The sequence below is a fragment of the Rahnella sp. PD4 genome, assembly GCF_049199325.1.
GTDB classification, from domain to species: domain Bacteria; phylum Pseudomonadota; class Gammaproteobacteria; order Enterobacterales; family Enterobacteriaceae; genus Rahnella; species Rahnella perminowiae.
In genome coordinates, this window is sequence record NZ_JBLZQF010000001.1 from 598,732 (window position 1) to 612,603 (window position 13,872).

Below are 13,872 nucleotides of genomic sequence, written 5' to 3' on the forward strand. Positions count from 1 at the left end.
AGCTAGTTCGCCAGGTTATCTAATACTTCACTTAACCCCAGACGGTAATGGCCGTCGAATCCGCAGACGGTTTCAGCACTCAGTAAGGCATCAATAATAGCGTGTTCTGTCGCGTCTGCCGCCAGCGCCAGTAAAGATTCCAGTTGCGCATCAGGCAGCGTGACACCGTCACGTTGCGTCGAGAATGCCAGCGCAATATCCCCTGAACCATGCCCCCAGTAACTGCCAAGACGTCCCAGTCCGGCACCGGCGCGTTTGGCGATGCGGCTAAGCTGGCGACTGTCGAGATAGCGGTCGCAGGCCATCACAATGATCACTGAACCGGCATCTGCCTGCGGTGCCAGTTGCGGCTGGATTTGTGCGATGGCTTCTCCGGCGCGTATGCCGTCAAGCGTCAGTTCCGAGAGTTTGCCAAAATTCGCCAGCACCAGAACGCCCAATGTGGCGTTGAGTGCTTCACACCGGCGCGAGGCCGTGCCGATACCGCCTTTTAAGCCGAAACAGCTCATGCCCCGTCCGGCCCCTACGCTGCCACGGGCGAAGGTATTTGCCGCGGTGTCCAGTGCGGCCAGCGCGTCGTCTTCACTGACCGCCATCGCCTGGATATCATTAAGATAGAAATCGTTGCATTCCAGGATAACCGGATTGATGGTGGCATCCGGACGCCCCATTTGCGGAAATTGCTGACAGCTGCGCTTTATCAGCGCGTTAAACAACGTGCCCGTGGCAAACGTATTACTGAGCAAAACCGGCGTTTGCAGCTCACCCAGTTCCATCACCTGAATCAGCCCCATCGGTTTACCGAAACCGTTTAATACCGCCACACCGCAAGGCAGGGGTTTTTCATACAAATTATCGCCAGGCGGCACAATGGCCGTGACGCCGGTCTGCACATCGCCAGCCGCTAAGGTGCTGTGACCGATACTCACACCGGCGACGTCGGTTATGGCATTGGTCGCGCCGCACGGAAATCGCGGGCGGAAAATCTGGCGTGTGGTGCGCCAGCGTTGCAGTAAGGCAGACAGCGCCTGCTGCTGAAATTCGTCTTCACATTCTTGCAGATGCATCAGTTTCCCGTATCAGATATTCATTTCACGATGACTTTTTCAGTTTAGGATCCAGCGTGTCACGCAGCGCATCACCGAGCAGATTGAATGCCAGGACGGTGAGGAATATTGCCAGTCCGGGGAACACGCTGACGTTCCATTTGCCTGCCATCATCATATTACGGCTCATCGCCAGAATATTACCCCACTCCGGTACATCCGGTTCCGGCCCCAGACCGATAAAACTCAGGCTGGCTGCGGTCAGAATACTGGTGCCGATACGCATGGTGAAATAGACGATAACGTTTGAGAGCGTGCCCGGCAGAATATGGCGTAAAATTACCACTCTGTCCGGTGCACCGATGCAGCGAACCGCTTCGACATAGGCACTGTGTTTAATCGATAACGTGGCCGCACGTACGATGCGGGCAAATACCGGCACACTGAAAACGGCGACCGCGATAATCACATTATTCAGCCCCGGCCCCAGAATAGCCACCACGGCAATCGCCAGCAACATACCGGGGAAGGCAAACAGCACGTCGGAGCCGCGCATGATCAGCATATCCAGCCAGCGGCCGTAATATCCGGCCAGCAGCCCGAGTATCACACCGGCAGCCATGCCGAGCGTGACTGAAAAAATACCCACATAAAGGGAGATACGCGCGCCATAAATGATACGGCTGAGGACATCGCGACCTAAATCGTCCGTGCCGAACCAGTGTTGCGGCGTCGGACCGGCGCCGAGCGCCATCCAGTCCGGTGTCATCGGGTCAAAAGGCGCCAGCCAGGGTGCGAACACCGCGACAAATACCAGCAGCAGGATGAATCCCCCCGATATCAGCGCCATCGGATGACGGATAAAGGTATGGAAAAAGTCGTACCACGGTGAACGGATGTTATCGTTCTGCGAGGCCGGCTCAGCCGGTCGGATTTCTCCCGCAGAAGAGACAGGATCGGTCATAATCAGCTCCTAACGCAGACGGATAGCCGGATTGACCACCGCATACAGCATGTCAACCAGCAGGTTTATCACAATAAATTCAAAGACAAACAGCATGACCAGTGCCTGAATCACCGGCTGATCCTGCGTTTTGATGGACTCGATCAGTAACCAGCCCAGCCCCGGCCAGCTGAAGACACTTTCGACGATAATCGAGCCGCCGAGCAGGAAACCAAATTGCAGGCCAAGCATGGTAATAATGGGGATCAGTGCATTGCGCATGATGTGCTTCCACGTCACCAGCCGGGCACGTAACCCTTTGGCATTCGCGGTGCGCACATAATCTTCCTGCGCCACATCAAGAAACGCCGAGCGGGTGAAACGTGCCATGACCGCCGCCACCGACGAACCCAGCGTGATTGCCGGTAAAATGATATCGGCTGGCTGGTTAAATCCGCTGACGGCGAATACCCCGAACGGCATGGCAACAAACTGGATCAGTAACAATCCGAGCCAGAACGGCGGCATGGAAATGCCGCCGACCGCCATGCTCATCAGTGTCCAGTCCTGCCATTTTCCGCGTTTCAGTGCGCAGACAACACCAATCACCAGCCCCAGCACCACCGACCACGCGAAGCCCGCCAGCGCCAGCAGCAGCGTTGGCATAAAACCGCCTTCAATCACACTTAATACCGGCTGACGCGTGCGGTAAGTCATGCCCAGATCACCATGAACCATGCCGTCCAGCCAGTGCCAGTACTGTGCAGGCAGCGGATCGTTCAGACCCAGCAACTGACGCGCTGACTCAACCGCTTCAACCGTTGCATCCTGACCGGCATAAATACGCGCAGGATCGCCCGGCAGCAGTTTGATAAATCCGAAAACCAGTAATGACACCACCAGTAAGACGGGGATCATTTCCAGTATCCGGCGGATAAAGTAGGTCAGCATAAAAATGATTCCCTGAATTCAGTAAACTCCCTCCCCTGCGAAGGGGAGGGTTGGGGTGGGGTATTAACGGCAACTCTGAATCTGAAGTTGCCTGCTAAACCCCCTCCCAGCCTCCCCCTTCGCAGGGGGAGGAGCAAAAAAAATTATTTAAACTGTGCCTGATTAAAAATCAGCGAGCCGTCGGCCAGCATGTAAACACCGGAGAGATCTTTGCTCTTGCCCACCAGGTTGTCAGGCACGCCGAGATAGGCCACCGGTGCATCCGCCCACAACAATTTCTGCGCATCGGCATAAGCCGCTTTACGTTTTTCGACGTCAGCGGTTTGCAGACCGGCGGTGATCGCCGCATCCACTTGTTTGTTGCTGTAATAAGAGACGTTATAGGCCGACGGGATCCAGGATTCGGTGGCGAACAGCGGACGCAGCGCCCAGTCTGCATCGCCGGTCGAGGCTGACCAGGCGCCGTAATACATTTCCACTTTGGCATCTGCCGGTTTCGGCGTGCTCCACAGGCGTTGGGTCAGCGTTCCGGCATCCATCGGCACCAGTTTCACACGCACGCCAATCAGAGAAAGTTGCTGTTTCAGGAATTGCGCGCTGCGGATTCGGTCGGTTTTGTTCGAGCTCCACATTTCAACATCAAAGCCGTTCCCGTAACCGGCTTCTTTCATCAGCGCTTTCGCTTTGGCGATGTTGTAGCTGTAATCCGGCGTGGTTTGTTTCTGATAGAACTGGACATTTTTCGGCAGCGGCGAAGTAGACGGCGAACCCAGACCGGCAAAACCGACTTTCAGCCACAGATTACGGTCGATGGCGTAGTTGATCGCCTGACGGACACGCACGTCAGAGAACTCTTTTTTCTGCGTATTGAAGGCGATGTAATACAGATAAATACCCGGATCCTGTGCGATATCCAGTTTCGGATCGCTCTTCACGGTATCCACCAGATCGGAGGGCAACGGATAGACGGCGTCCACACCGCCGGATTTCAGTTTCGCCACCTGCGTGGAATCTTCCGGTGTCGGGTATAACGTGACGGAATCCACTTTCGGCCAGCCTTTCTGCCAGTAATTGTCGAATTTCACCAGTTTGACGTCTTTACCCTGCTGCCATTCCACAAACTTAAACGGGCCGGTTCCCACCGGATGTACGCTCAGATCCTGTTCATTCGGGTATTGTTTTAATGACGCAGGGCTGTGCATCACCGCAGACGGGTGCGCCAGGGTGTTAATCATGGCTCCAAAAGGTTTGTTCAGCGTAATTTTCACCTGATACGGGCTGAGCACTTCAACAGATTTAATCATGTTGAACAAGGAGTTGCGCTTGAGATGATTGGCAGGATTTGCCAGACGATCAAGGTTAATTTTTACCGCATCCGCATTGAACGGCGTGCCGTCCTGGAACGTCACGTCATGGCGCAGATTAAGGGTAAATTCGGTGGCATCACTGTTGCTGGTGTAATCCGTTGCCAGCACCGGCACAACAGCCATTTTGCTGTCGAACTGGAACAGGCGTTCAAAAATGCCGCTCTGAATGGAATAGCTCAGCGTATCTGTGGTGTCGTGCGGGTCAAAACCGGTGACGTCAGCGTACATGGAAATACGCAGATCTTTGGCCTGAACCGACGCGGCAAAACAAAGCGCCAGTCCGGCGGCAAGCAGGCTTTTGCGCACTAAAGTCGGATGCATGGTGTTCTCCTGTGTGTCCCAAAAAAAAGAAGAGTGAGTTATCCCTGTGCGACCCAGTGATGTTCACTGACGCGGGAATATTGACGTTTTTCTATCTGTACACCCGCCGGATGCACCGGCGATTTCACTTCCTCATCATCAAAATTGCGTAAAGCACGTTGTGTCGGATCCGCCACCGGTACCGAACTGAGCAGGCGCCGGGTATAAGGGTGTTGAGGATCACTAAACACTGCGTCACGCGGGCCAATTTCAACAATCTGTCCGCTGTACATCACCGCCACCCGGTTGGCGATCCTTTCCACTACCGCCATGTCATGCGAAATAAACAACCAGGCAACGCCGGTCTCACGCTGAAGATCCATCATCAGATTGACGACCTGCGCCTGAACTGACACATCCAGCGCCGACACGGCCTCGTCGGCAATAATTACCTGTGGTTGTAATGCCATGGCGCGTGCGATCGCGATGCGCTGACGTTGGCCGCCGGAAAATTCATGCGGGTAACGCCGCGCATGGGAAGGTTCAAGACCGACACTTTTCAGCAACTGACTGACCACAGGGGTGGCATCGGCCAGGGACTTTTTCAGGCCATGCAGTAATAAAGGTTCAGCAATGGAAAACCCGACGGTCAGGCGCGGATTAAGTGACGCGTACGGGTCCTGAAACACCATCTGGATCTGGCGGCGCACCGCCTGAAACGGGGTGTCACGCATCAGGGTAATTTCTTTGCCTTCAAGATGAATGCTTTCAGATTCGCTGCCGACCAGCCGTAAAATTGCGCGACCGGTGGTGGATTTGCCGCACCCGCTCTCGCCCACCAGTGCCAGCGTTTCGCCCGGCCAGAGGGAGAAGTCGATTTGTTCTACTGCGTGCACTTCCTGGGTCACGCGTGACAATACGCCGGAACGGATCGGGTAGCAGACACGCAGCCCGCGTACATCCAGCAAAGGGGGGACCGTGTAATTTGCTGTTTTTTGATCCCCGTCATCGGCTGGAATGTGAGGGAGATCACCTGCAACCGATTGCTTTTCTGGCGAAATAGCTGGACCCGTTTTGTCTCCTGAAAGCGGGAAGCGCCGCGGCCATTTCAACCCCTGCATGTCACCTAATTTCGGTACGGCGGCCAGTAAGGCGCGGGTATAGGGATGTTGCGCGTTGGCGAAAATCTCCGTCACGCTGCCCTGCTCTACCACTTTGCCCTGGTACATCACCACCACGCGATCGGCGATTTCCGCCACCACACCCATATCGTGGGTGATAAACAGAACTGACATGTCAGTGCCCTGTTGCAGATCGCGCAAAATTTGCAGGATACGCGCCTGCACCGTGACATCCAGCGCCGTCGTAGGTTCATCGGCAATCAGCAGCGCCGGGTCGCAGGCCAGCGCCTGCGCAATCATCACACGCTGACGCATGCCGCCGGAAAGTTCATGCGGATAACATTTAAGGATACGTTCAACGTCAGGAATGCGAACCTGTTTGAGCAACTCGCGGGCTTTGTTCAGCGCCGTGGTTTTATTCGCCAGGCCGTGATCCAGCAGCCCTTCGGTGAGCTGATCGCCCACGCGCAGCACAGGATTAAGCGAGGTCATCGGCTCCTGAAAAATCATCGACATTTCCTGCCCGCGCAGTTTACGGCGCGAGGATGCCGGCAATGACGTCAGCGTATGGCACACACCGTTGCGGCCAAAAAACGCAATACTTCCCGCATCGACATGTGCAGAATCCGGCAGCAACCCCATCACGCTCAGTGAAGTGACGGACTTGCCGGATCCGCTTTCGCCGACCACGGCCACCACTTCACCTTTATTAACTGAGAAGGAAACGCCTTTCAGCGCCTGCGTTTTGCCTTGCCGGCCGGAGAATGTCACCGACAAATCGTTAATCTGCAAAATGGGCACTGTCATCAATAAACGCCTCCTTTATAGGCCGAACTGTTAAAGCCAGACTTCACCGTTTTCATAGCGCAATGCCGGTTCGGCGTCCTGCGCCAGCCAGATCGGGCCATCAAGATCGACCCGTTCCGCCTGCACCGCCACCGGCAGCGCCGCCTCCATCGCCAGGGATGAACCGAGCATACAACCAACCATAATGCGCAAACCGAACTGCCGCGCCACCTCGGTCATGGCCAGGGCTTCCGTCAGGCCACCGCATTTATCGAGCTTGATATTGATCATCTCGTAACGGTCACGCAGCCCTTCGATATCCCCGCGTTCATGACAGCTTTCGTCGGCGCAGACAGGAACAGGATGCAAACAACGCACCAGATCGTTGTCATTACCGGCAGGCAGCGGTTGTTCGATCATCGCCACATTCAATTCGTACAGCGCCTGAAACAGGCTGCCGAGATCCAGACCCGACCAGGCTTCGTTAGCGTCCACCACCAGCGTAGCCTGTGGTGCAGCGGCACGGATGGCCGCCACTTTCTCGATAATCTGCTCGCGGTCGAGTTTGATTTTCAGCAGTTGCGCGCCACCGGCGACGGCCACAGCGGCGGCATTTGCCATGTTTTCCAGCAGATCCAGACTCAGGGTTTCGGCGGTAATCACCGAAACAGGCTTAGGCATATCAAGCAGTTGCCACAGGTCTTTGCCCTGTTTTGCCGCATCGAGACGCCACATTGCACAATCGAGGGCATTGCGCGCCGAACCAGCCGGTAACGCCTGTTGCAGCGCTTCGCGACTCAGCCCCTGTTCAACTTGCGGGCGGATAAGCTCCAGTTGCCCGCACACACTTTGCGGGGATTCCTGATAATGCGCGGTCGGTGTACATTCCCCGACAGCGGTAAATTCACCCTCGGTCAGAGAAACGCGCACCACCGTGACAGCGGTACGCGTGCCACGGGAAATCGCAAAGGGTTTTGCCAGCGGCAGTTCAACGGCCTGGAAAGTCATCTGAATCATTACGCGTTTTCCTTGATCCATTGCGCGATGTTTTTGATCCCGAAACGCACCGGATCGGTAGCCGGTACGCCGAACTCTTCGCTGATTTCCGCCAGCGCAATTTTGGCTTCTTCTTCGCTGACAGAGGACGTGTTAAGCGAGAAACCGGCGAGTCTGACATCTGGGCTGGTGAGGCTGGCAGCCGCCAGATTGGTATCGAGGCACTGGCGCAATGTCGGCATAAACTGATGCGGGAGATGGCGCATATGCGGGCGACCCAGTTCATGGCACATCACCAGTAAATGCGCCTGCGCACCATGGATCAGGCCCATGCTGACACCGGCAAAAGACGGGTGATACAGCGAACCCTGGCCTTCAATGATGTCCCAGTGGTCATCATCATTAGCCGGGGAAAGCGCTTCGACAGCACCGGAAATAAAGTCAGCAATCACGGCATCAATCGCGATACCGGCACCCGCCACCAGCACGCCGGTCTGGCCCGTCGCGCGAAAATCAGCCTTTAAATCCAGCTCGCGCATGGCAGCCTCCAGCGCCAGCGAGGTGTACATCTTGCCGACCGAGCAGTCAGTGCCGACCGTCAGAATACGTTTACCGCTGCGTTTTTTACCGGTGCCGGTATCCAGCGCCGGTTGCATGTGGCGCACATCGAACAGTTGCACATTATTTTCTGCGGCCAGCGCGACCAGCTCAGGAATGTCATTCAGCCCCTGATGCAGGCCATTCGCCACATTCAAACCGGCAGTGATCGCCGCTTTGATGGAATCAATCCAGTGCGCAGGCAGTTTGCCGCCGGAGTTTGCCGTACCCAGCACCATAGTTTTCGCACCCTGCACTTTTGCCGTGGCGATATCCAGATCCGGCAAGCCTAATGACACGGAATCTGTCGCCAGACGGATTTGCCCGATGCAGGCTTCCGGGCGCCAGACCTGAATACCGCGCGCCGTTTTTGCCGCCAGCGGATCCATCACATCACCAAGGAATAAAAGATACGGCTTTGGAATTTGCTGCATGTCAGTTTCTCCGGGAACATTTTTTTAATGAGGATTAAATCGGACTGCAGAGAATATTCCACGGGAGAAACCGGCTGACGAATACTTGTTTAGCGTTAGGGTATAACGTGAGGCTATAGCTTTAGCTATATGAATTTATTGTGGTTATTTGACAAGGGAAATCAGCGATGACGAGGAGGAATGACGTGAAATGACAGGCATAAAAAAAGGCAGAGCCAATGAACTCTGCCTTTGCGATTACCTTTTTCAGACACAGAATGGGGTAATAATGTAATCCACTAACTTAGAAGCGGTAAGTCAGTGCAACAGCCACGATGTCGTCAGAGCTTACGCCCAGTTTATTGTTGTCATCGATCTGATTGATCATGTAGTCAACATAGGTATACATGTTTTTGTTGAAGTAGTAAGTCGCACCGATTTCGAAGTATTTGACCAGGTCAGCATCGCCAACGCCTTCAACATCTTTCGCTTTAGACTGCACGTAACCGATTGACGGACGCAGACCATTTTCGAACTGGTACTGTGCAACTAACTCATAACCCTGAGTTTTGTTAGCGTAACCACCCTTGATCGGTGCCTGATTGCGGGTTTCGTTATACATTGCAGAGAGATAAATCTGGTTTGCGTCATATTTCAGCGCAGTTGCCCATGCAGAAGCTTTATCACCCGCACCGATTGCGGAGCTGGTTTGTGCATTAGTACGGTCAGAAGAAGAACCCGCAATAACTGCACCGATACCAGAACCTGCGATATCTTCATAATCGATGGATGCACCGTAACCGTCGCCGTTGCCTTTAGACGCTGAACGACCGTCGTTTTCGTTTTTACCCTGATATTGCAGTGCAATGTTCAGGCCGGTAACCAGACCGAAGAAGTCCTGGTTACGGTAAGTGGCCAGGCCATTTGAACGACCTACCATGAAGTTGTCATTGTTAGCCGTATCACCACCAAACTCAGGCAACATATCGGTGAAGCCCAGTGCGTCGTAAACCACACCGTAGTTACGGCCGTAATCAATAGAACCGAAATCTTTAATTTTCAGGCCAGCAAAGCCCAGACGCGTTTTAGTCCCTTCGGTACCGCCGTGGCTGCTCGTAGTCCCATCTGAATTCAGGGTAGTTGAGGTACTTTCAGTATGGTTAGCCTGAATATTGTATTCCCACTGGCCATAACCGGTCAGTGTGTCGTTAATTTGAGTTTCGCCTTTAAAGCCCAGACGCGCATACGTCATGTCGCCGTCAGAACTGGTGTCATCGGAGAAATAATGCTTAGCGGTTACACGACCGTAAAGGTCCAGTTTGTTACCGTCTTTATTATAAATCTCTGCTGCATTTGCGGTAGATCCCACTGCAATTAAAGAGACCGCTAAGGCCAACACACTGCGCTTCATCATTATTTAAGTTTCCTTGATTTTTTTATAAAGGAGTTCTCATGCCCGCTTTCTTTTATATGTCTGGAATATCGGGCTGTGAGTATTTGTACATGTTTTTAAATACGTCTGTCTGTAAAACGATTCGAACCTTAACACTGAGCACGAAAAGTTAAAATGGAAAAGTTCGCTTCGGTAAGTCTTTTTTGGGTAAAGAGTTGTAACACAATGTTTCAATAACAACTCACTAACTCCCTGATTATATGCGGTTTTCGCATAACAAATTGCACCAAAATGGTGCCATGCATTTTTATGGTGCAACCGGGTGTAGGTTTTGTAAAGTTGTTGCAAGCCAGATCACCTTTATCAAAAGGTTTTTTTCTGTTAACAATCGTTAATGAATTATGAGGGGAGTTTGATACGTTGCATTTAAATAGTGCATAGCAGGATAATCATTTCATCAGTAAGTTCATTATCACAATAATAGAAAAAGCAGCCATAAGATTTTTGTACCAGGCATTTTTTTGCCATTTAGGATTTTTAATAAAGTCATTGTGCAAAAATAATCCAAATTTAAGATAATAATAATTACCTGCGTGATTGAATTGAACAAAACGTAATTTTTTTATTTGCCCGAATTGAGCTTTTTTTATTCAAATCGGGCTTTTAATAAAAAGGGGCATTAAAAGAAAGATCATATCTAAAAAGAGATCGGGGAATTTCGGAGAAAATTTTACTCCCTCTCCTTCGCAGGAGAAGGAGTAAAAGACTAACGGAACTGTGCGGCGTGAAGTTGTGCGTAACGCCCCTGACGGGCCAGCAGTGATTCATGTGTGCCCTGCTCAACAATGCCTTCTTTATCGACCACAATAATGCGGTCCGCATTCTGAATTGTCGCCAGACGGTGGGCAATCACCAGGGTGGTCCGGCCCTCAGAAAGCTCCGCCAGCGACTGCTGAATAGCCTGCTCCGTCGCAGTATCCAGCGCTGACGTGGCTTCGTCGAGGATCAGAATTGGCGGGTTTTTGAGGAAGATACGCGCAATCGAAAGGCGCTGTTTCTGGCCACCGGAGAGCTTCACCCCCCGCTCACCAATTACCGTGTCCATTCCCAGCGGCAATGCGTCAATCACATCATCAAGCCGTGCGCGGCTGGCCGCCAGGCGGATTTCTGCTTCGCTGGCATCGAGCTTACCGTAAGCAATGTTTTCACGGATCGTTCCGCCAAACAGGAAAACATCCTGCTGCACAATGCCAATATTGTGACGTAGCGAGCGCTGGGTCATGTCGCGGATATCGATGCCATCGATGGTGATACTGCCGCTGTCCAGCTCATAGAAACGGGGCAACAGCGAACATAACGTGGTTTTTCCCGCGCCGGAAGGCCCGACGAACGCCAGCGTTTCTCCGGCATTAATCGTCAGCGTAATGCCGTTGAGAATTTTACTGACGGGGGTGTAGCCGAACACTACGTTGTTATAATGAATATCGCCCCGTAACTGGCTGACTGCCTGCGCGCCCGGCCGGTCAGTGATATCCGGCGAGGTATCGATAAGCTGCGTAAAGCGTTTAAACCCGGCGATCCCTTTCGGATAGCTTTCCAGTACTGAACTGATTTTCGCCACCGGGCGGAAGAACACTTCCACCAGCAGCAGAAAACCCACGAACCCGCCGTAGGTCAGCTGGTCGTTAATCACATACCAGGTACCTGCGACCATCACAATCAGCTGAACCAGACGCGTGCTCAGATAACTGAGCGTCAGGCTGGCGGTCATGATCTGATAGGCTTTCAGCTTAGTAGTGCGGTAATTAGCATTATCAGAAGCAAACAGCTTTTGCTCATGTTCTTCGTTGGCGAATGCTTTTACCACGCGGATACCGCCGATACTTTCTTCTATACGTGCGTTGAAATTACCGACCTGCCCGAACAGACGCCGCCAGGTTTCAGTCATCTGAGCACCATAGCGGCTGACCATCCAGGTCATCGCCGGCACGATAATGATGGTCATCAGCGCCAGCTGTAAATGGACCGTTGCCATCAGAATGAATGCGCCGATAAAAGTCATTACCGCGATAAATACATCCTCCGGCCCGTGATGCGCGACCTCGCCCACTTCTTCCAAATCTTTGGTGATGTGGGTGATGATATGGCCGGTTTTTGTATTGTCGTAATAACGGAAAGACAGTTTCTGTAAATGGCTGAATGCCTCGCGCCGCATGTCGGTTTCAATACCAACACCCAACGCATGCCCCCAGTAATTGACGATAGCCATCAGTGCCGTATTGAAAAGGTAAATCAACAACAGACCGACCGTCGCGCCGATGATCAGCACCCAGTCGTGCGCAGGCAGTAATTTATCGATGAAAGTTTTAATCGCCATCGGAAAGCCCAGTTCCAGCAATCCGGCGAGGATCGCGCACCCGAAGTCGAGGAAGAACAGCTTTTTATAGGGTGCGTAATAAGAGAAGAAACGGCGGAGCATCAGACATCCTTATAAGATAGCCAGAAAGCGAAGCCGTTAGTCTAGATGAAAACGGTTATCAGTCAGAGAGTTTTAGAGAAATAAACAGGCAAGATCGCAGACGCCGGTTCACACCCTCTTAAATGCAAAACCGCTGACTTTTACATTTCAACCTCAGTGAAGTTGTGAAGACAACCCGGGCTTTTGGCAGTAAAACTGTATTAACGGCTTGTCGCCTCTACCGCCATCGCCACATAAATCTCCCGCAATTTTGCGGCAACCGCGCCCGGTTTTCCGTCCCCGACCGGCTTCCCGTCCAGCGCAATCACCGGCCAGATAAAGGTGGTGGCGGAGCTGATAAAGATCTCCCGCGCATTCAGTGCCTCATCCAGCGTGAACGGACGTTCCTCAAAGTGGATATGGTGCTGCTTCGCCAGTTCCAGCAGTGCCTGACGGGTGATGCCATGTAAGATGTGCGTGCTGAGCGGGCGGGTGATCAGCGTGCCTTCAGCATCGACGATCCAGGCATTGCTGGAGCTGGCTTCGGTGATCAGACCATTTTCGATCAGTAAGGCATCGTCGGCGTCATGCTGATGGGCATACTCTTTCGCCAGACAAGGGGCCAGCAGGCCAACGGTTTTGATGTCACGACGCTGCCAGCGGATATCTTCAACGGAAACCATGCGGATACCGCTTTTTGATTTCGGGTGGTCTGTCAGCGGGCGCGCCTGCGTAAACATCAGAAAAGTTGGCGTTACGCTTTCACCGGGGAAATCAAAATCACGGTCGCCGCTGTTGCCGCGACTGATTTGCAGATACACCGCCCCTTCCAGCAGATTGTTTTCAGTGATCAGACGTTTTTGCAGAGTCTCAATATCACTGAGCGCACAAGGCAGACGCAGGTTCAGCGCCTGACAGGAACGCGCAAGCCGCGCCAGATGAGCCGTGTTGTCGAGCAGACGTCCGTTCAGCACGGCGCTGACTTCATAGACGGCATCAGCAAATAAGAAACCGCGATCAAATACCGACACCTTCGCGTCATGCTCGGCAACAAACTCCCCGTTGAGGTATACCGTTCTGGTCATGTTATTTTTCCTGGACAACGTTGATTAGGATTTTTATTAGCTGTAATACGAGTGAAAGAATAAATTGCGTGAAAACTGAGCGCGTGACGTTGACGTAACGCAGGTTTACGCCACTGCTGACATAAAAAAAGCGCCCTGATGAGCGCTGATTCGGTGTGTAGCGAAAGATCAGAGTTCGCCTTTTTTCTTTTTGTTGCGGATCACTAACCCGCTGATCAGCGCCATCACGCAACCGATAAAGATAAACCAGATGCCCAGCATCAGTTGCGGTGCCATTTCTCCCGGCGGGGTTTCCGGACTGCCAACCACTAAACCGTGGATCGTGGCAACAATACCGATAACCAGTAAAATCAGGCTGTTGCGAAGTAAACGGCGGGCTACGGTCATAGGTTGTCTTGGTGTGGCCATCAGATGCG

11 protein-coding genes are annotated in these 13,872 nt (G+C 52.9%); all 11 read right to left on the reverse strand.

Features of this window, described 5'->3' with window-relative positions; genetic code table 11:
• Positions 1-2 precede the first annotated feature (2 nt).
• A complete protein-coding gene (locus ACOZIO_RS02585) occupies positions 3-1,067 on the reverse strand; it encodes a P1 family peptidase (RefSeq protein WP_129990626.1) in 1,065 nt (354 codons plus the stop codon).
• A gap of 25 nt (positions 1,068-1,092) precedes the next feature.
• A complete protein-coding gene (locus tag ACOZIO_RS02590; RefSeq protein ID WP_129951445.1) occupies positions 1,093-2,010 on the reverse strand; it encodes an ABC transporter permease subunit in 918 nt (305 codons plus the stop codon).
• 9 nt (positions 2,011-2,019) lie between these two features.
• Entirely contained in the window at positions 2,020-2,940 is a 921-nt protein-coding gene (locus ACOZIO_RS02595) for an ABC transporter permease subunit (protein ID WP_129990625.1), read from the reverse strand.
• Between the two features lie 143 nt (positions 2,941-3,083).
• A complete protein-coding gene (locus ACOZIO_RS02600; RefSeq protein WP_421594909.1) occupies positions 3,084-4,628 on the reverse strand; it encodes a glutathione ABC transporter substrate-binding protein in 1,545 nt (514 codons plus the stop codon).
• 38 nt (positions 4,629-4,666) lie between these two features.
• Complete coding sequence (locus ACOZIO_RS02605; protein ID WP_421594910.1) at positions 4,667-6,535, reverse strand: ABC transporter ATP-binding protein; 1,869 nt, start codon at positions 6,533-6,535, stop codon at positions 4,667-4,669.
• Positions 6,536-6,565: 30 nt separating this feature from the next.
• A complete protein-coding gene (gene dgcA / locus ACOZIO_RS02610) occupies positions 6,566-7,531 on the reverse strand; it encodes an N-acetyl-D-Glu racemase DgcA (protein ID WP_129951449.1) in 966 nt (321 codons plus the stop codon).
• Positions 7,531-8,541 carry an N-acetyltransferase DgcN gene (gene dgcN / locus ACOZIO_RS02615; RefSeq protein ID WP_421594911.1) on the reverse strand — a complete coding sequence of 337 codons (1,011 nt, stop codon included), beginning with the start codon at positions 8,539-8,541 and terminating at the stop codon, positions 7,531-7,533. Before dgcN ends, dgcA begins: the two co-directional genes overlap by 1 nt.
• A 283-nt stretch (positions 8,542-8,824) precedes the next feature.
• Positions 8,825-9,934, reverse strand: a complete 1,110-nt coding sequence (locus ACOZIO_RS02620; RefSeq protein WP_269154538.1) for a porin — start codon at positions 9,932-9,934, stop codon at positions 8,825-8,827.
• A gap of 745 nt (positions 9,935-10,679) precedes the next feature.
• Positions 10,680-12,392: an ABC transporter ATP-binding protein gene (locus tag ACOZIO_RS02625; RefSeq protein ID WP_421594912.1), complete on the reverse strand. Its 1,713-nt coding sequence runs from the start codon at positions 12,390-12,392 to the stop codon at positions 10,680-10,682.
• A 200-nt stretch (positions 12,393-12,592) separates the two neighbouring features.
• Positions 12,593-13,456, reverse strand: coding sequence for a D-amino-acid transaminase (locus tag ACOZIO_RS02630; RefSeq protein ID WP_129951453.1), 864 nt, complete (start codon positions 13,454-13,456; stop codon positions 12,593-12,595).
• Positions 13,457-13,624: 168 nt separating this feature from the next.
• Positions 13,625-13,864: an LPXTG cell wall anchor domain-containing protein gene (locus ACOZIO_RS02635; protein ID WP_015697512.1), complete on the reverse strand. Its 240-nt coding sequence runs from the start codon at positions 13,862-13,864 to the stop codon at positions 13,625-13,627.
• Positions 13,865-13,872: the final 8 nt, after the last annotated feature.